This is a genomic window from Rummeliibacillus stabekisii, assembly GCF_007988965.1.
Lineage (GTDB): Bacteria > Bacillota > Bacilli > Bacillales_A > Planococcaceae > Rummeliibacillus > Rummeliibacillus stabekisii.
Genome location: NZ_BJVD01000001.1, coordinates 1082946 through 1101318 on the forward strand (window position 1 = coordinate 1082946; position 18373 = coordinate 1101318).

At 37.9% G+C, this 18373-nt stretch carries 18 protein-coding genes; 4 read left to right on the plus strand and 14 right to left on the minus strand.

What is annotated here, in order from left to right:
* Nucleotides 1–3: 3 nt before the first annotated feature.
* From fliW to RST01_RS05440, 13 genes are all read right to left on the minus strand, one after another.
* Nucleotides 4–441, minus strand: coding sequence for a flagellar assembly protein FliW (gene fliW, locus RST01_RS05380; RefSeq protein ID WP_147194791.1), 438 nt, complete (start codon nucleotides 439–441; stop codon nucleotides 4–6).
* A gap of 13 nt (nucleotides 442–454) precedes the next feature.
* Nucleotides 455–1009, minus strand: a complete 555-nt coding sequence (locus tag RST01_RS05385; protein WP_147194794.1) for a DUF6470 family protein — start codon at nucleotides 1007–1009, stop codon at nucleotides 455–457.
* A gap of 54 nt (nucleotides 1010–1063) precedes the next feature.
* On the minus strand, nucleotides 1064–1933 hold the full coding sequence (flgL, locus tag RST01_RS05390) for a flagellar hook-associated protein FlgL (RefSeq protein ID WP_147194797.1): 870 nt from the start codon (nucleotides 1931–1933) through the stop codon (nucleotides 1064–1066).
* 17 nt (nucleotides 1934–1950) lie between these two features.
* Nucleotides 1951–3546, minus strand: coding sequence for a flagellar hook-associated protein FlgK (gene flgK, locus RST01_RS05395; RefSeq protein ID WP_147194801.1), 1596 nt, complete (start codon nucleotides 3544–3546; stop codon nucleotides 1951–1953).
* A 29-nt stretch (nucleotides 3547–3575) separates the two neighbouring features.
* Nucleotides 3576–4070, minus strand: coding sequence for a flagellar protein FlgN (locus tag RST01_RS05400; protein WP_147194804.1), 495 nt, complete (start codon nucleotides 4068–4070; stop codon nucleotides 3576–3578).
* A 12-nt stretch (nucleotides 4071–4082) separates the two neighbouring features.
* Nucleotides 4083–4346, minus strand: coding sequence for a flagellar biosynthesis anti-sigma factor FlgM (gene flgM, locus RST01_RS05405; RefSeq protein WP_147194808.1), 264 nt, complete (start codon nucleotides 4344–4346; stop codon nucleotides 4083–4085).
* Nucleotides 4347–4514: 168 nt separating this feature from the next.
* Complete coding sequence (locus tag RST01_RS05410) at nucleotides 4515–4931, minus strand: TIGR03826 family flagellar region protein (RefSeq protein WP_147194811.1); 417 nt, start codon at nucleotides 4929–4931, stop codon at nucleotides 4515–4517.
* A 129-nt stretch (nucleotides 4932–5060) separates the two neighbouring features.
* On the minus strand, nucleotides 5061–5660 hold the full coding sequence (locus RST01_RS05415; RefSeq protein WP_147194814.1) for a ComF family protein: 600 nt from the start codon (nucleotides 5658–5660) through the stop codon (nucleotides 5061–5063).
* Nucleotides 5657–7099, minus strand: a complete 1443-nt coding sequence (locus tag RST01_RS05420) for an ATP-dependent helicase ComFA (protein ID WP_371859435.1) — start codon at nucleotides 7097–7099, stop codon at nucleotides 5657–5659. The genes RST01_RS05415 and RST01_RS05420 overlap by 4 nt, the downstream gene beginning before the upstream one ends.
* Nucleotides 7100–7223: 124 nt before the next feature.
* Nucleotides 7224–8066 carry a DegV family protein gene (locus tag RST01_RS05425; RefSeq protein ID WP_147194817.1) on the minus strand — a complete coding sequence of 281 codons (843 nt, stop codon included), beginning with the start codon at nucleotides 8064–8066 and terminating at the stop codon, nucleotides 7224–7226.
* 132 nt (nucleotides 8067–8198) lie between these two features.
* Nucleotides 8199–8828 (minus strand): nuclear transport factor 2 family protein, encoded by a 630-nt coding sequence (locus RST01_RS05430; protein WP_147194819.1) that lies wholly within the window; start codon nucleotides 8826–8828, stop codon nucleotides 8199–8201.
* Between the two features lie 215 nt (nucleotides 8829–9043).
* Nucleotides 9044–9718 (minus strand): response regulator transcription factor, encoded by a 675-nt coding sequence (locus tag RST01_RS05435; protein ID WP_066784550.1) that lies wholly within the window; start codon nucleotides 9716–9718, stop codon nucleotides 9044–9046.
* A gap of 32 nt (nucleotides 9719–9750) precedes the next feature.
* The gene (locus RST01_RS05440) at nucleotides 9751–10896 is read right to left on the minus strand and encodes a sensor histidine kinase (protein ID WP_147194822.1); all 1146 of its coding nucleotides are present in this window, start codon (nucleotides 10894–10896) and stop codon (nucleotides 9751–9753) included.
* A 186-nt stretch (nucleotides 10897–11082) separates the two neighbouring features.
* Between RST01_RS05440 and RST01_RS05445 the strand changes: the two genes are divergently transcribed.
* Together RST01_RS05445 and RST01_RS05450 are read left to right on the plus strand one after the other, a co-directional pair.
* On the plus strand, nucleotides 11083–11718 hold the full coding sequence (locus tag RST01_RS05445) for a YigZ family protein (protein WP_147194825.1): 636 nt from the start codon (nucleotides 11083–11085) through the stop codon (nucleotides 11716–11718).
* Between the two features lie 137 nt (nucleotides 11719–11855).
* Complete coding sequence (locus RST01_RS05450; RefSeq protein WP_147194828.1) at nucleotides 11856–13067, plus strand: LCP family protein; 1212 nt, start codon at nucleotides 11856–11858, stop codon at nucleotides 13065–13067.
* Nucleotides 13068–13477: 410 nt separating this feature from the next.
* On the opposite strand, the gene RST01_RS05455 is transcribed toward RST01_RS05450, so the two are convergent.
* Nucleotides 13478–14521, minus strand: coding sequence for a glycosyltransferase family 4 protein (locus RST01_RS05455; RefSeq protein ID WP_066784542.1), 1044 nt, complete (start codon nucleotides 14519–14521; stop codon nucleotides 13478–13480).
* 624 nt (nucleotides 14522–15145) lie between these two features.
* Here RST01_RS05455 and brnQ point away from each other — a divergent pair.
* Together brnQ and RST01_RS05465 are read left to right on the plus strand one after the other, a co-directional pair.
* Complete coding sequence (brnQ, locus tag RST01_RS05460) at nucleotides 15146–16468, plus strand: branched-chain amino acid transport system II carrier protein (protein WP_147194831.1); 1323 nt, start codon at nucleotides 15146–15148, stop codon at nucleotides 16466–16468.
* A 298-nt stretch (nucleotides 16469–16766) separates the two neighbouring features.
* A complete protein-coding gene (locus RST01_RS05465) occupies nucleotides 16767–18344 on the plus strand; it encodes an FMN-binding glutamate synthase family protein (RefSeq protein ID WP_147194834.1) in 1578 nt (525 codons plus the stop codon).
* Nucleotides 18345–18373 lie beyond the last annotated feature (29 nt).

An 18373-nucleotide genomic window follows, 5' to 3' on the forward strand; every position in this document is an offset into this window, starting at 1 on the left:
TCTTCACCCCTCTACGCTTTCTGTTGAGATAAGGTGTCGTATTGCATAATCTTCATTATTTAATATAACTTGTTTTGCCTTGTTATTCGTTGTATTCCAAACGATTGGCGCTTTTAAATTAATTGTAGATTGCTTAATTGATTCTTTTAATGAAACAATTGATAGCACTGCAACTTCCCTAGGATCATTTATTTGCAGGGAGTGCGCGATGACTTCGTCGATTTCAAAGCTATAGTTAGTTGTAATGTCAAATGGATTAGTCACAATAAAGGCAAGTTCTGCTGTTTTAATCGATTGCAGGACATGGAATGTCGTATTATCTTCAATCGGGAGTAGCACAAACCCTTTTTCATCCTCAAAACCTGGTATGCCATGTTCGAAATGAAGAATTTGGGATGATTCAATCTCTACTTCCCCTAAATAGGCTGTTAGAATATTCATGTTTAATCTCCCCTTACACTTGCCAATCTATTTTTAATGAAGGGTATTGAAGCATTTCTGTTGTCACTTTACCCGGTGTGTATTCATGGATTGGCTTATTGATTTTCGTGTTGTTAATTACTTTTTGCGGTTGGGCTTCTATATTTACCTTTCCCGGCTGGAATGAAATTTTAACGCTGCCTGGTGAAGGGATAAACTTAATACCTAAGCTAGAATAAGGCTGTCTGCCAGACTGTTTGGCATGAGCAGCAATTGGATTACCCCCATTCTCAATATGCATCAAGTCGTCACCTTCACCCGCTCTTCTTGAAATCCCCTCTAAGAGCTGCCCTCTGCTATAACTAGCAACTTCGGCAGTACGCCGTATGCTACTCATCAAATCTAAATCTGCACGTGCTTCTAGTGTATCGATGGAAAGCTCCGGCTTTATCGTACTAATTTCAAGGATCGCGGCTGGTTGCTCTAACTCTAGCTCAGCCTGAGGCTGTTGAATTTCTTGAATTGGCTGCTGAATGTTTAAACCAAGTTTGCCTTGCGTTGATTCAATGTGCAATTTTGGCATGTCCATAAAGTATCACCTCTCAAAAGAAGCGTTTGGAAAAATTCCAAACGCTTCTTCATCTTATCGTAAAAAATCTGTCAATGACGGTTGAATAATACGAGCTCCTACTGATAATGCAGCTCGGTGGATAGATTCTTGTGTGATCATATTAGTGATCGCCTTTTCGTAATCTACATCTTCATTATCTGACATTTGCTTAGTTGCAGAGATTTCTTGCGATGCCAGGCGATCTTCCATCAATTCTACACGATTTTGACGAGCCCCAATATCTGACCGAATCGTCAATAATTCATTACTATTTTTATTAAGCTCGGTTAAGGAGTTACTAAAATCCTCAGTTGTTGTAGCACTATCTAACCTTGCAAACATATCATCAATACTTTGGAATGTGTTAAGTGGTGTAATATTTGATTGCAAAGAAATGCCGTCAAAAATCTCTATATTTATTGTCTTTTCAAAAGCAGGATCGGTTGAATAAGTCCCTGTAGTTTTATCAAAAGGAGGTACATTTGTTTTAGTACCACTAAAAATATATTTTTCTCCGATTTTTGTATTGGACATATCTTGCACATGTTGTCGTAATTGTTTTAGTTCGGCCTTTATTTTATCACGGTCCTCTTCAGTGGTAGTTCCATTTGCCGCTTGAACTAATAGATCATTCGTGCGCTGCAATGCAGCATTTACTTTATCCAATGTATTATCAGATGTATCAAGCCAATTATTGACTTCACCAATATTGCGCTCATACTGCTCTATTTTGCCAAGTGCTGTACGGTAGTTAATCCCTTTCATAACAACAACAGGATCATCTGAAGGGCGGTTTACTTTTTTCCCTGTTTCCACTTGGCGCTGTAGATCCCCCATTTTACCGTAGCTACTTGATAGATTGCGTAGCATATTGTTTGAGAGCATTGATTGTGTTACACGCATCTCACTTTACCTCCTACTTACAGACCTACTCGGCCCATACCGTTAATGATCTTATCTAATATTTCATCGATTGCCGTAATCATACGAGCTGATGCGCTGTATGCTTTTTGGAATGTAATCATATTTGTCATTTCTTCATCCAAGGATACAGAACTTACGGATGCTCTGCGTTCTGTGACAGATTGCAGCAATGTTTCTGAATTATATTGCAAGCGGTTTGCTTGTTGGCCGTCGACTCCTAGCTGACCTATTAGTCCTTCAAAGTAGGATTGCGTGCTAACGCCACCTAAATCTGTCAGTGCTGAAAATTTCATATTTGCTAGTTTTTGAGCAAGTTTTCCATTACCAGGTTCTGCATCTATAGAATCAGATGCAGCAATTAGCTTTGGATCTTTAACAATCGCCTCATTCACGACAATATTACTAGCAGACATGCCACTTGATGCGTCTTTTACTACAAAGAAATCCTGTCCCTGAACACCATTCAAATCTGTACCAGTTTTGTGAATCTTATTAAACTCTTCTGCAAAAGCCTTAGCCATTTTATCTAAGTTAGCTAGCATTTCTGGCAATTTCCCCGTAACTGTTCCAGTTGATGTACCGTCTACACGATAGCCGTAGGAATTAATTAATGATTTTAACTTGCCTGTTTCCGTAAACTTGTTTGCTAAATGAACCTCTTCCCCTTCTGCTGACCAATCGTTGTTAACTGGTTTATCAATTGCCTTTTTATCGGCATCCAGTTCTTTTTTCACAAGGTAAAAGCCTGTAACAGGTTCTGTCGGTGTTACGCCGTCTGTTGAACCTTTTGTCCGCAATTCAGCGTGATCTGCCCCATCTACCAATTTCAACTTCGTACCATCAGCAAGTTTAATAGAAACAGTAAGAGAACCCTCCGAAATAGCTAATGCGTTCCCCCCAGACTTTTGATATTCCAAATCAATCGGGAAATAGCTGGAAAGCTCATCAACCAGATTATCTCTAGCATCATACAAATCATTTGGTAAGTAACCGTTTGGTTCCACATCTTTGATTTGTCTATTGATATTGGCAATTTGTTCAGCAAGTGAATTAATATCCTTTAATGAGATACCAATTTCTTTTCCCGTGTTATCTTGCACTTGTTTAAGCGATGTTGCCATATAGTTAAATGAATCTGCTACCGCCACGCCACGTTGAACAACAACGGCACGTGCTCCTCCGTCTTCCGGATGTACGCTTAAGTCCTGCAATGAATTCCATAATTCATTCATTGTTTGGGCAAGTCCATAATTGGATGGTTCGTTTAAGATATCTTCTATTTGTGTAATGACTTGCGATGTGGATTGCCAATAACCAAGTTTATTGGTCTCTTGTCTATATTGGTTGTCGACAAATTTGTCGCGGATTCTTTCTATTGAGCCTGCTTCAACGCCCGTACCTAAAAACCCAGGCATTTGTGGCGAATTCGTTCCTGTACCTGGGAACCCTTGTGTCGGCTGCATGTTGACGCGTTGACGTGAATAGCCGATCGTATTGGCATTGGAGATATTATGGCCAACTGTGTAAAGTGCTTGTTGTTGCGTTGTAAGGCCGCGTCTGCTTGTTTCTAAACCCATAAAAGTGGAGCCCATTCTTTTTCCTCCTATAGCAATTCGTGCATTTATGCTTGCGAATCAAAATTAGTTTTCGGCAAATGGCTGCCTCTGGCTTCGTTTTTCGAATAATTCACTTGATTTTGCTCTGGGCGCATCAAGTCAAGCGTCATATTGACATATTGTAGTGATTGGTAAATCATTTTTTGATTTAAATCGTTTTGCTGCTTCAATGAATCTATAAGACTAACTAAGCGATCGCTAACCTCTTTCAATGCATCTTTTTCATCTTGTGTGCTAGCTGCTTCTATAACCTGCGCAACAGTATTACTGCCAGAGGAAGCAAATCCCTTTGCTTTGAAGTAATCCGTTACTGCCTTCTGGCGCTGTTGTTCAAGCTGCGATATGGCTAGTACATGTGCTTGCTCGTCTTTTAGCGTTTGGTCGAGAGCTTCCATATCGCCACCTTTAATCAGGTCTGTTTTGTGATAAGCTAGTTTGAGCAGGCTTTTATGCATTTTTTCAAGTTTATCCATGCTGGTTAACAGCGGCTCTATGAACATGTTCTCTCTCCTTTATTTGCGGTAATAACGCAATAAGTCTGATGCTAATTTATTTGCGTCGACTTTGTAATTGCCTGATTCCACTTGTTCTTTAATTTGACCAATGCGTTCTGCACGGTCAGTGCTGTAGCTTTTGATTCCTTGAAGGTCTTTCGCTGCAGATGAGATTTCAATTTGGTCCGCCATATTGACCGTACTCTTCTTTAGTTTCTCTGTTTTTAATGATTGATTTTGGTATGGATTTACTTTGTTTACACCGTAATTTTGAATTTTCAACGTAATGACCTCCTCTTTTTATAATGTCTACTTTTTATTTCGGTACAATTTGGTGAATGTTAAGCCAATACGCAATAAAACGAAAGAGTTCCTATTGTTTGTTATTTAGTATAGTACTTTTTTCTAATTAAAAACCTCCATTCGCCAAAAGGAATGAAGGTTTGTGCTTTATTTATTATTTCTATCAGATAAATAAGTTGCCTTATCTTGATTTTCTCTTGCTTGCCTGAATTCACGGGCTGCATTAAATTTATTTAAATCTTTTTTTAATCCATCTGCACATTCGTTACAAAGCTTTCCTGAAGTTGTTAAGCGTCCGCATTGATCGCACGGATAGCCTAAATTCGGGAATAAGGCCGGTTGCAGCCTATTTTTTCGAACCCATTTATATAAAAGCTCTTCTTCCACGCCTGTGACTTCAACAATCCGTTCAACTGTCGCTGCGCGGTTTTCTCGTTTACGCAAAAAACGGTAGACAACTTCATACATATTTTCTTCATCCTGAGTGCACTTCGGGCAAACTTCCCTTACACCGGTATAGTTAAAGAAGCCGCCGCACTTCGGACAATTTCGCAATTCTCCCATTGTCATTCCTCCAACTTGTTAGCCACTAAGTCTTTTGGCATTCTATGGACATCATAGCAAAACAAATAGCATATGCCTATAGAAAATTAAGTGAAAAGTCAATAAGGGATTATTTTATTGTCAGTAAAATTATCCTTGAATCAGTGCAAATGACGTTACTTTCCTCGCACCTGCGTCCATTAGTAACGTAGTTGCATGTTTCAGGGTTGTTCCTGTTGTCACAATATCATCGACCAACAGATAATCGATATGTTCTATCTGACAGTCTTCCTTTAAACTGAAAAATTGCTCTGATTGCTCCCTCTCCAATTTTGATTTAGTCGCTTGGTTTTGCGTAGTCATTTTCTCTAAACAATGTGTATAAGTGATGCTAGCAACCCTCAACAGTTCATCCACCTGCGCAAATGTCCGTTCTTTTTTCTTTAAAGGATGCATAGGAATTGGAACAATGGTGGCAGAACTGTTTTTCAAATAAGTAGCAATGTCTGACCGAAAAACTTTTGCCAAAACAACATCCTGTCCAAATTTGAATTGATGAAGATAATCATGCATCGCTTCATTATAGTGATATAGCGCAATGACATCTTCATATTTTTGCTCGCTGTCTTGTATCCGCTCAAATTTCCTCAAGCACTTCTCACAGACAACAGGCTCGGGCATTGAAGTAAACAGCAGCTTCCAAGTAAGTTGGTGACGCAATGGTGCTGAGCATAAATAGCAGTGCATCATTGAATCACTTCCAATTCGTTCAGCTTTACGATTTCCCTTCTTGCCTCATCCATTTCCAACGTAATGCCATGATGGAAGAATACTAAATCTCCTGAAGGATGGTCCGCTGAGCGGCCGACACGTCCACCAATTTGTATGAGCGCACTTTTGTTGAAAATGGCGCTTTCCGAACCAACCACCGCTACTTGCACTCGTGGAATGGTGATGCCACGTTCTAAAATAGTTGTAGTCAAAAGCCCTGGTATATTACTCTGCCTTAACAATAGCACCTTTTCTTTTCGGTCTGAGTCCTCTGCGTGAACAGCTTGTATAGCTGGATGCAATTGCTGAAATAAGCCAACCGACTTTTCCATTAGCTCAATTGTAGGAAAAAAGACTAAAAAAGGTTCTTCTTTCTCCAGCCGATCACAGACCCATTGCTTTAGCTTTTGAGGGATTTTGCCTTTTGTAAGTTTCTTTTGATAACTGAACAATGAATCAAAGCGCGGCACAGGTAAAGGATGTGTATGATATCTTCTAGGAATAAAAGAAGATCCGCCCTTCCTTTTTTTGATCCTATTTTTCAATTCATCAGATGGTGTTGCGGTGACATAAAGAATGGGTGCTTCCAGTTTCTTTGCTTTCTGCACAGCTTCTTGTAATGTTTGATCAAATGTATATGGAAAGGCATCCGCTTCATCAACTATGACTACATCAAATGCCTCTTCAAAACGGTAAAGCTGATGTGTCGTTGCAATAATGAGTTGGGAATAGCGTTTATCTACCTCCGCTCCCCCATAAAGTGCTTGTACAAATGTTTGTGGAAACACTTTTTGAATCCGCGGAGCAAGCTCGAGCACCACATCTGTTCGAGGCGTCGCCACACATACTCGTTTATGGCTCTTTAGGCATTCAGCAATTGCTGGGAATAATATCTCAGTTTTCCCCGCGCCACATACTGCATGAGTAAGATGATCTTTACTTAGGCGTACACTTTCTATCAGTTCGACAGAAGCTTTTTCTTGCTGAGGTGTAAAGGTACCTTCCCATATAAACGTATTTCCCTTGGTCACTATTTTCTTTGGAGGACCGATCCATTTTATTAATTGTGTACAGGAACTGACTCTGCCCATGTTAATGCAATGCCTGCAATACACACATGTTTGTTCACACTTTGCACAATGAAAACGTGCGAAAAAGTGTTGGTTTATATTGCGGCAACGATTACATTGCCATTTTTCTTTGGAAAATAAATGATTGGTTGTTGAGATTAATTGAATACCAGGGATGACTTCTACATAGCCAAGCTTAATTTGCTGATCGATTGTTTCACTTCTTAAAAATGATTGATTGCGTAGCCATAGCCTGCCAGTTAAAAAGTCTCGAAGCTGATGATGCAAAAGATGTAAAGGAGAAGATTGGGTAAGATTAAGCTGTGTTTTGTTTAACTGAAATCGCAATGATTCCCTCCAATTCTGGGGTTGGATTGAATTAAGTTTAGCGATATTCTAGAGTCCTAACAAGGGTTATTTCATAAAAGAAAAAATCCCGATAGACAAACTTGCATCAACGGGATTTTAACAATTATTTTCGATACCATCCAAGCCCAAGTGAACCTTCGCCAAGGTGCGTACCAATGACAGGACCGAAATAGCTTAATGTGAATTCAACGGATGGATATTTTTCTTGAAGGACACGCATCCATTCTTTCCCTTCTTCTTCACAATTACCATGGATGACGGAAGCTTTGATATTTGGATGGACTGCTACATCTTCGCCAAGTAAATCTTCTATACGCTTAAGCGCTTTTTTACGTGTACGGATTTTTTCAAATGGGACAATCACTTTATCTTGGAAATGCAAGATAGGTTTAACTTGCAGCAATCCACCTATTAAGGCTGATGCCGCTGATAGACGGCCACCACGTTGCAAGTGCGCCAAATCGTCCACCATAAAGTAAGCACGTACTGTTTTTTTCATTTCTTCAAGTTTCGCTATGATTTCTTTTGCAGAAGCACCTTGTTTGGCCATTTTACCTGCCTCAATGACATAGAAGCCTTGGACATAACAGGCAATTTCACTATCAAAACCATGTACATCTAAATTTTTGACCATCTCACCAGCTTGTACTGCGCCTTGATATGTTCCACTAATACCACTTGATAAATGGATAGTTACGACTTCATCATAGTCTTTCGCTAGTTTTTCAAACAAGGAGACAAATTTGCCGATTGGCGGCTGCGATGTTTTAGGAAGCTCTTTTTCTTCCCGAACTTTTTTATAGAACGTCCCTACGTCTAGATCGACGCCTTCCTCATAAGACTCTCCCTCAAAAATAACGCTTAGTGGGACTACATGTATATTTAAATCTTTTATTTCATCCTCTGACAGATAGGCTGTGCTATCTGTAACGATGGCGGTTGTCATTAATTGTTCACTCCCCTACCTACATAAATACAATTCTATAATAGATCACTTGTTATGTTCAATGGGAAATAGCTAAACCCGGCAAAACAAAAATGAACGCAAAGATTTTCTCCGCGTTCATTAGTAGTACTTCTATTTTTTTGTGCCCATGACATAAACGGCAGAAACGCCCCATTTGCCATTGTCCTTCGTCATTACTGTCACTTGGTTGAGTGGTTGTGTGAAGGAGTTGCTGTCCTGTTTCACAACAGTTTTGATATTCGCAAAGATTTCTGCGTAATTGTCCTTGTATTTCTTCAAGGTAATATTTTTAGCGGTGCGCTTTACATCATAGTCTTTAAACGCTTGTTTAGTGTAGTCAATTTCTTCTTTATAATCGAAGCCTTGTGGTTTATCCGCAATGGTATTGGCATATCGATCAATATCTTTATCATTAAATGCAGCAATATATTCATCGAAGACGGCTAATATAGCTTTTTTCTCTTCAGCTGGCGCTGTTTGATCTTCATCAACTTTACCGTCTGAATTTAGCTCAAAACCTACACCTTCATCATCTGAAGAAACAGATGATTTCGCGGCCTGTTCATTCGCTTCTGTATTTTGTTTCGTATCGGAAATACCGTGATTAATCGCGTTATTTTGAGATGTATAATCACTATCTTTGGTCGACCCTGTATTGCTACTCGCTTTTTCATCATTGTTGCCACATGCAGCTAGCATCAACGCACATACACCGACTAGCGCTATCTTTCGTAAAAACATGGATGAGGCCCTCCTACTTTGTATTCAGCAAACATATTGACGTCAAAAGAATTAATATGTTTCATTTCAAACAATATCAGTATAATCCAGTTAAGATAGCGTGTCATCTTCTTTTAACTTCCTTAACTTCCTCGGTATCCATCTTAACACGGTATAAATAGTAAAAAGCTAGAGTAGCGGGTCGAACTCCGCTATACTCTAGCTTTTTAAATTTCTTATCTTACTTCGACCCAGCCGTTTTTAATTGCTGTAACCACTGCTTGCGTACGGTCGTTTACATTCATTTTTTGAAGAATGCTTGATACATGGTTTTTAACTGTTTTCTCTGAGATGAATAATGTTTCACCAATTGCTCTATTGCTTTGACCATCTGTTAAAAGTTGTAGCACTTCACATTCACGCTTTGTAAGCAAGTGGAATGGACGACGAATTTCTGTTTGATGGAATGAACCTTTGTTTTCGCGTTCGCTTAAACGACGGTATTCCGCTACTAAGTTTCTTGTTACTTTTGGATGCAAGTAGGAGCCGCCAGCAGCTACGATTTTAATCGCATCAACAATTTCATCCGCATCCATTTCTTTAAGCATATAACCTAATGCACCTGATTTTAATGCATGCGATACATATGACTCGTCGTCATGGATGGACAAAATCATCACTTTAGCATTAGGGTGTCCTTCAATAAGCTCAGCTGTCGCTTCGACGCCATTTTTTTGTGGCATATTAATATCCATCAAGACAACATCTGGTTGATACTCTTCATATAGTTGGATAAGATCCGTACCATCGTCGCCTTCTGCAACGACTTCAAATGAATCTTCAAAGTCCAATATACGTTTAACCCCTTCGCGGAATAATTGATGATCATCAATAATAATAATTTTTGTCATGAAAACTTCCTCCTAAATTGCACCTAAATTCTCTATTTTGTTTTAATTGGTATTTTAAACATGATGCGCGTTCCTTGTTTTTCTACAGAATCTAAATTCATTTCGCCACCTAGCAAATCGACACGTTCCTTCATTCCAATCAAGCCAAAAGAATTCTGTTTTGTAGTTTGTGGATTAAATCCAATGCCATCATCTTTAATGGAGATATTGATAAAGTCTTTACAACTCTCTAGTTTAACCCACACCTGATGTGATTTTCCATGTTGGATTGCATTATTTACACACTCTTGCACCAAACGGAAAATGGCTACTTCGTATTTTGAATCAAGCCGGGTCTGTTCTCCAATGCTTTGGAAATAAACCTTCGTTCCTTGATGATACTCTTCTACAGAACTTAGGTATTTTTTCAAGGTCGGTACGATTCCTAAGTCATCTAGAGCCATAGGCCGTAAATCATAAATAATACGTCTTACCTCATGCAAGGCATCCCGCACCATACCCTTTAGTTCTACTATTTCCAGCAAAGCTTTTTCAATACCTCGTTCTTGATATGTACGATTGATTATATCAGTGCGTAGCAATACATTAGCAAGCATTTGTGCGGGACCATCATGAATTTCTCTTGAAATCCGTTTTCTTTCTTCTTCAGTGGCTTCAATAATTTTCATGGTGTAGTCTTCACGCATCTTCGCATTTTCTAATGCCGGACGAATGCTCTTCAAATCAACGGTCAAATAATTCAGCACCACGTTAACTTGGCTAACCAAATGATCCGCCCGTTCAATTGTATCGAGTAGAGAGCGCATTCTTCTTTCTAAGTCATCTCTCTTATCGCGCAATAACCTTTCTTCTGCTTGAAGAATCGAATAACGAATCTGAATCTTATTTGCTTGGTCATAGGCTTTTTGAATCTCTGCTTCACTATAAATGTTGAAATTCTTAGAAACTTCCGCTAAACGAGTTCTCGACAATCGTGACTTTTTCTCTAGCACATCATTTTCCAGAATTACTTCCTTTATTTTAGAACGAACTTGTTCCAGCTCGAGTTTCATTTCATCAAATGTTTTGCGACTCTGTTCACTGATAGTGAAGATGTCATTCTTTGATTCGTCGATGGTTTTAATCATTCGGTTGAAGATTAAATCCAACGATTCTAAGTCGAATTTATCGTTTAACATTCACATCATCCTTATTTTTTGTGCTACATTTAAATCAATACTTCGCCTGTTTGCTGGCTTATATATCTTTCCTACTGTATTCACATCATTATTATATCACGTGTCAGACTTAAGACTATTAAATTCTGATGACAAACAGATGTCTAAGGCTTCACGAAATAGGACCTATATAAAGAGGAGTGTAACATGAGAAAAAATTATTTAACAATAAAAAGCGCTGGTTCGAATGAAATTGTAATATCAAAATCAAGATTTATCTCTAATTGTAAACGGGTGGAAAATGAGGAAGAAGCATTAGACTTTATTCAATCAATTAAAAAAGAGCATCATTCTGCAAATCACAACTGCTCTGCATATATAATCGGTGAGAACAACCAATACCAAAAAGCAAATGATGATGGAGAACCTAGTGGAACTGCCGGTGTACCTATATTAGAAGTTATCAAAAAACAAAACCTGCAAGATACAGTCATTGTCATCACTCGCTACTTCGGTGGCATAAAATTAGGTGCAGGAGGTTTAGTACGAGCGTATGGTAAGGCAGCGTCTGCTGGTATTGAGGCTAGCGGTGTCGTAGAACGAAAGTTACATAAAGTTATGAAGGCAGCAATTGACTATACCTGGCTTGGAAAACTAGAAAATGAAATTCGAAATTCTTCTTATTTAATTAAAGAAATTACTTACGCAGATAATGTAGAATTTTACGTATATGTTCCTGAAGAACAAGAAGCAGAGTTTAGCGAATGGTTAACAAACATGACAAATGGGCAAGTAATGATTACATGTGTTGACAAAGTATTTCGTGAATTCGACAAAATATAATGAAATTTTAATTTTACCTTTACATTTTCACATAGTATAATGAAGTTCGCTATATGTACTAAAAGAAACTTCTTTCTTTTGAATAGCGTCAAATAATTATCTACACTTAGTATTCCTAAATTTAGAGGAGATTATATATGACAAATTCTAGAATACAGGCAAAAAAAGAGAAAAGAGTGAAAAAGACGCCTAAGAAGAAAAAGTCGCGTCTCGCTTTAAAAGTCTTTTTAATTGTCATTGCATTAATGCTCGTTTCTGGCGGTGCCTATGCATACTATTTATACAAACAAGGCGAGAAGGCTGCGAACAAAGCATATGATAATGAAAACCAACGTGAAAAATCTGATTTGCGTACTGAAAAAGTAGAACCGTTGAAAGACAATATCTCAATCCTATTTGTTGGGATTGATGACAGCGAAAAACGAGAACAAGGCACTGATCATTCCCGCTCAGATGCATTAATGCTTGCCACTTTAAATAACAAAGATAAATCAGTAAAATTATTAAGCATTCCGCGTGACTCTTATGTATATATTCCATATGTAGGCTACCAAGATAAAATCACGCACGCCCATGCATACGGCGGTACACAAGCAACAATCGATACTGTTGAAAACTTGTTGAATGTACCAGTGGATTACTATTATCGATTGAACTTTGATGCGTTTATTCAGATTGTAGATGCATTAGGCGGTATCGAAGTGAAAGTACCGTATGCCCTACATGAGTTAGACGAAAATGACAAACGGACGGTTAACTTAAAACCTGGAAAGCAAATCCTAGATGGTAGTGAAGCATTAGCTCTTGCACGTACACGTCATCAGGACAGCGACATACAGCGCGGCGAACGCCAACAAATGATTTTAAAAGCCATAATTAAAAAAGCTTCTTCCGTTTCATCATTCACAAAATATGATAACATCCTTGCAGCAATCGGTAACAATATGAAAACCAATATGACATTCGGCGAAATGAAGTCCCTTGCAGCCTATGTGAAAAACGGGATGCCAAAAGTTAAGTCGCTTTCATTAAAAGGTACCGATGATATGTCCACAGGTGTTTACTACTATAAACTTGACGAAAATGGTTTAGCTGAAACACGCCAAGTTTTGCAAAAACAATTAGGAATTAGTGACAGTGATTTAAGCAAATCAAATCAACAAACTGACAACAACACTAATCAACAAAATACTAATAATCAGCAGAACAATACTAATCAACAAAATACGAATAACCAACAGCAAAACACAAACCAACAAAATAATAATGCCGGAAACAACAATGCTGGCTACCAATCTGGATCCACTAACAACTATAGTGGCAGTTACAATTCCGGCGGTAATCAATAAAGTCGCTTCATTGGCTAATAAATAAAAAACACCCCAAACGTTAGAATCAAATCTAGCTTTGGGGTGTTTTTTGGTCTTTCACAATAATTTTTTTAATCTATATTAGTATGGTGCAATAATAGTTTCGTTTCAAAAAGCACTTTCTGCGCGCTTGGTTCCATCTCTTCTCACTACGTTCATGCAGGACTTTCAGCTCAAGCATATCTTAGGAGATATCGTATCTACAACCCTAGTTATAAAAGTCCATCTATTTACTGAGTTTAATGATAGTGAATAACTGAACTATCCTTCTCTCTCTTTACTAAAACTTCAACTGGTTATTCATCTCCTTTATCTATTTATTAACTAAAAAAAACGTGAAAGATATATATCTTTCACGTCTTTTAATTAGAATTTTAAACAATCACTATTTATTTACGTCTTACTAGATTTAAAAGTGGTCGGTAATTTTGTCCAGCTAGTCCAATCGCTTCAACAAATAATTCAATGGCTATCAAAATCACCGTGATTAACAAAATAGCTCCCCATACTGTAGCCATCGAGAATGTAACTGCTGCTACTCCGAACATCGCTGCAATACCGTAAATTAACAGTACTGTTTGGCGATGAGTAAATCCAAGACTCATCAAACGATGATGCAAATGGGATTTGTCAGGACTAAATGGCGGTTGTTTATTTAATAAACGGCGCACAATAGCAAAGAATGTATCTGAAATTGGCACGCCCAACATTACGATTGGAATAACCAAAGAGATAAAGGTAACATTTTTAAAACCAAGTAATGATAAGACGGCAATCATAAAGCCAAGGAACAGCGCGCCTGTATCACCCATAAAAATTTTAGCTGGATGGAAATTATAAAATAAGAAACCACAAGTACTTGCAGCAAGAATTAAAGCAATCACAAGTACAAAACCATTACTCATAATAAACGCCATACCAGCAAGTGTAACTAAAGCAATCGTAGAAACACCAGCAGCAAGGCCATCCAATCCATCTATTAAGTTAATTGCATTTGTAATAGCTAATATCCAAAGTATCGTTAATGGAATACTAAAGTATCCAAAGTCTAATTTTCCGTTAAAAGGCAAGTTGATAAAATCAATTTGAACGCCGCCAAAGAAGATGACGATTAATGCTGCAGCCAATTGGCCAAGCAGTTTTGCTTTTGGCGTAATTTCAAGCATATCATCAAGAGCCCCAGTTATAACAATCACAAAGCCGCCAAGCAAAATAGCAACTATCGATACAGACTTATCCATAGGATGTGCCACAGCAATCCCTATTAGAAAGGCTATAAAAATGGCTAAACCGCCAAGTCGCGGCATTACACTGCTGTGTACTTTGCGATGGTTTGGTTTATCAACAGCGCCAATGCGGTATGCGAGTTTCTTAACGAACGGAGTCAAGAGTATTGAAGCAACAAAAGCTACAATTAGTGCTAGGTAAGTCATATTACCCGTCCTCCTTACGAACTCTACATCATTTTATTTGAAATATGCGTCCCAATAACGCAGTGATATACTATTTCTCATTAAGTACAAAGACTATTATAGCACGAAATTAGCAAAATAGCAGTCTCTTTCAAGGAATTCATTGGGCAACTCACATTCACAAATGTACTTCTTCCCCAATTCTATTCTTTATACACATAGACAAAATGCAGTCGCTCTACTTATTTCTAATCTTCACTATATATTAATTGGGATACTCTAAAATTACAAGACGTATTTAAGAACAAATTGTTCCAATTATTGTTCTTCATTTTACCAGACTATTGATCTCTTTAAAATAGAACTGTTAATAGTAAATAAATACATTTAAAAAGCCTTAAGATTTTAATGTATTCGACAAATTATAAAAATATTCATCTTTTTATCACAAAATAGTGTTTTTTTCGATATTTTTTTATGGTACTCTAATCAATAGCTTTTGAAATTTTAATTAGAATTTTCAGATATTAAATAAATTCACTTACTATTCTAATTAAAAAATGATATACGGCAAAACACAGGCCAATGAAAAACACTAAAACACTTCTTAGATTTTTCAGTGCCTAAGTAAAAAGGAGTTTTTCTATGGAAATTCAAAAACTGTCACTTGGAGAAAAAATTTCGGTAGGATTTATGCTATTTGCCCTTTTCCTTGGTGCAGGCAACATTATTTTCCCGCCATTGCTAGGACAACAATCAGGCGAACATTTTGTATTAGCCATTATAGGATTTTTAATCACAGGTGTGGGTTTGCCTTTACTAGGCGTTATTACAGTTGCTAAATCAGGTGGCGAATTACAGGATATGGCTTCTAAAGTAAGCCCATTATTTGGAATCATCTTCACAGCAATTGTTTATCTAGCTATCGGTCCTTTCTTCGCCATGCCGCGTACCGGAACCGTTTCATACGAATTAGGGGTAAAACCTTATTTATCAGAACATACCGCTTCTATGAGCTGGCCACTAATTATTTTTACAATACTCTTCTTCTTAATTACAATGTTTTTTGCATTGAATCCAAGCAAGCTTATTGACCGAGTAGGAAAAATTCTAACACCAGCACTTCTGGTTGTAATCGCGGCTCTTGCTATAAAATCAATTGTTACACCAATGGACGGAGCTGGAAAAGCGATTGGTAAATATGTCTCAAATCCTTTCGGCGAAGGTTTTGTACAGGGCTATTTGACAATGGACTTTCTTGCAGCATTAATTTTCGGTATTGTAATTATCGAGGCTTTAAAAGGGAAAAACATCACGCATAAACCAACGGTCGTTAAAACAACCATTTTTGCAGCCTTTATTGCAGCAGCAGGACTTGCACTCGTCTATTTAGCTCTTGGGTATATCGGTTCGTCCAGCTATCAGACTATTGGGCAATTCAATAGTGGAGCAGATATTATCACAAAGTCTGCCAACATACTTTATGGGCAATTTGGTAACATTTTATTAACTGCGGTAATTTTGTTGGCCTGTCTGACAACTTCAATCGGTTTAATGACAGCCTCATCTGAGTTTTTCTATAAATTATTCCCATCAATTTCATATAAAGCTTGGGTATGGATTTTCGCTATCTTCTCTACTATTGTTGCTAATATTGGCTTAGATCAGCTAATCGCAGTTTCTTTACCAGTTCTTTTAGCTATCTATCCATTAGCCATTGTACTGATGGTATTAACGCTAGTATCAAAATGGTTCCTCGATGCTCGTTCCGTCTACATTACAGCGCTTATTTTTACAGCATTTATCAGTATTTACGATGGCCTGAAGAGTGCAAAAATTGAATGGCCAGCCTATGAAGAGTTTTTGAAACAGATTCCACTTTATTCAACAGGAATAGGATGGCTCATTCCCGCTTTAATAGGTGCAGTGATTGGCTGGATCATTTCTCTTTTCCTAAAAAGAAAATAATATATTATTATTTAAGCGATTAGAGCGAATCTCTAATCGCTTTTTATTGTGCTTTCATTTAATAGGATAAAACAATATTTAAATCTTCCCTTTAACCAGTCATAGTCAATCGTTTACCTTCTATATAATCATTAATTTTGATTAAATTTACAACTATAAAAAAACGCTTTCAAAAATTTTATAAAAGACTCAACTTTTTAAGAACAAAAGCTTGAATTCATCTCATAGTGTGATATATTTAATACGCTATTGAGATATATTCATAAATTAGACACAAAGGATTGAGGGTGTAACAAAAATGGAGTGGTATGAATTAGTCGCTTCGATTATTTTAATTTTATTGGCAATCTTTGTCGTTGTTCTAGGGATCGCATTATTATTCCTACAAATAATGGACAAAAAACAAAAACAACATGCCATCTTGCGAAATTTCCCGGTTCTTGGCAGGGTCCGCTATATTACAGAAAAAGTCGGTCCTGAGCTTCGACAATATCTATTCGACGGAGACAATGAAGGGAAACCATTTAGTCGAGAAGACTTCTTACATGTCGTATTACCGGGGAAATACTTGAGTAATGTCATCGGATTTGGTTCAAAAAGAAATTTTGAAGAACCAGGATATTATATTCGTAATGCCACATTTACTAAACAAGTAGAAGAAATGCGCGTAGACCAAACACAAACAGTTGAAACACAAAAATATGTAATTGATTCAGATAGCCTAATTAGCCGTAAAGAGCATACTGAAAAAATTGTCGCTAAACCATGGTTATTGCCTGATGAAGACGCCGTAGTTATCGGACCTAATTGCCGTGAGCCTTTCCATGTGAAGAGCTTGGTTGGCCAATCAGCGATGAGTTATGGTGCTTTAGGGAAAAATGCAATTAGCGCTTTATCAAAAGGGATCGGCTTAGCCAAAGGTTCTTGGATGAACACTGGTGAAGGGGGCGTTTCCGATCACCATTTAGCGGGTGGTTCTGACCTAATCGCACAAATTGGTTCTGGTTTATTTGGCTTCCGTACACTTGAAGGCGACTTCAGTTTTGAATTATTAAAAGAAAAAGCAGCTATACCACAAGTAAAAGCATTTGAACTAAAATTGGCTCAAGGTGCAAAAACACGAGGCGGCCACGTCGAAGGCGATAAAGTAACCGAAGAGATTGCCCGTATCCGTAACGTAGTACCTGGTAAAACAATCAACAGTCCAAACCGTTTCCGCCAATTCGATGATTTCCCATCATTATTCGACTTTATCGAACAAATTCGTGAGGTAGGCGGACTTCCAGTCGGCATTAAAGTGGTTATCGGCAGTCCAGATGATGCAGACAACCTTGCTTCATATATGAAAGAGTCTGGCAAAGGCCCTGACTTCATTACAATCGATGGTGCTGAAGGCGGTACTGGTGCTACTTATCAAGATTTAGCTGATAGTGTTGGACTTCCATTGCATAGCGGTCTTGTCCTTTTACATGACGCACTTGTAAAACATGGTGTTCGAGACCGTGTCAAAATCATAGCTTCCGGTAAAATTATCACTTCAGATCGTGCAGCAGTCATCCTTGGCCTTGGCGCAGATTTAATCAATGTAGCACGTGGATTTATGATTTCAGTAGGCTGCATTATGGCCCAACGTTGTCACACAAATGAATGCCCTGCAGGAGTAGCTACAACAGATCCAAAACTTCAAAATGGTTTAATCGTTGATGAGAAAAAGTTCCGCGTTACTAACTATATTTTAACAATGCGGGAAGGCCTTTACCGAGTAGCAGCTGCTGCCGGCCTGGATTCTCCTACTAAATTTAATAGCGAACATATTGTCTATAAAGATGAACATGGCCGTGTATATAAAGTAGAAAACCTTAATCCTAAATTTTAATTTAAATAGAAAGAACTCCCCTGCTCTTT

What these genes read in the sequence shown, in the direction of transcription:
- flgL (WP_147194797.1), bottom strand. Translation starts at nt 1,933, where the DNA reads ATGCGTGTAACACAATCAATGCTCTCAAACAATATGCTACGCAATCTA.
- RST01_RS05385 (WP_147194794.1), bottom strand. Translation starts at nt 1,009, where the DNA reads ATGGACATGCCAAAATTGCACATTGAATCAACGCAAGGCAAACTTGGT.
- brnQ (WP_147194831.1), top strand. Translation starts at nt 15,146, where the DNA reads ATGGAAATTCAAAAACTGTCACTTGGAGAAAAAATTTCGGTAGGATTT.
- flgK (WP_147194801.1), bottom strand. Translation starts at nt 3,546, where the DNA reads ATGGGCTCCACTTTTATGGGTTTAGAAACAAGCAGACGCGGCCTTACA.
- RST01_RS05455 (WP_066784542.1), bottom strand. Translation starts at nt 14,521, where the DNA reads ATGACTTACCTAGCACTAATTGTAGCTTTTGTTGCTTCAATACTCTTG.
- RST01_RS05425 (WP_147194817.1), bottom strand. Translation starts at nt 8,066, where the DNA reads ATGACAACCGCCATCGTTACAGATAGCACAGCCTATCTGTCAGAGGAT.
- RST01_RS05440 (WP_147194822.1), bottom strand. Translation starts at nt 10,896, where the DNA reads ATGTTAAACGATAAATTCGACTTAGAATCGTTGGATTTAATCTTCAAC.
- RST01_RS05465 (WP_147194834.1), top strand. Translation starts at nt 16,767, where the DNA reads ATGGAGTGGTATGAATTAGTCGCTTCGATTATTTTAATTTTATTGGCA.
- RST01_RS05430 (WP_147194819.1), bottom strand. Translation starts at nt 8,828, where the DNA reads ATGTTTTTACGAAAGATAGCGCTAGTCGGTGTATGTGCGTTGATGCTA.
- RST01_RS05445 (WP_147194825.1), top strand. Translation starts at nt 11,083, where the DNA reads ATGAGAAAAAATTATTTAACAATAAAAAGCGCTGGTTCGAATGAAATT.
- RST01_RS05450 (WP_147194828.1), top strand. Translation starts at nt 11,856, where the DNA reads ATGACAAATTCTAGAATACAGGCAAAAAAAGAGAAAAGAGTGAAAAAG.
- fliW (WP_147194791.1), bottom strand. Translation starts at nt 441, where the DNA reads ATGAATATTCTAACAGCCTATTTAGGGGAAGTAGAGATTGAATCATCC.
- RST01_RS05410 (WP_147194811.1), bottom strand. Translation starts at nt 4,931, where the DNA reads ATGGGAGAATTGCGAAATTGTCCGAAGTGCGGCGGCTTCTTTAACTAT.
- RST01_RS05435 (WP_066784550.1), bottom strand. Translation starts at nt 9,718, where the DNA reads ATGACAAAAATTATTATTATTGATGATCATCAATTATTCCGCGAAGGG.
- RST01_RS05400 (WP_147194804.1), bottom strand. Translation starts at nt 4,070, where the DNA reads ATGTTCATAGAGCCGCTGTTAACCAGCATGGATAAACTTGAAAAAATG.
- RST01_RS05415 (WP_147194814.1), bottom strand. Translation starts at nt 5,660, where the DNA reads ATGATGCACTGCTATTTATGCTCAGCACCATTGCGTCACCAACTTACT.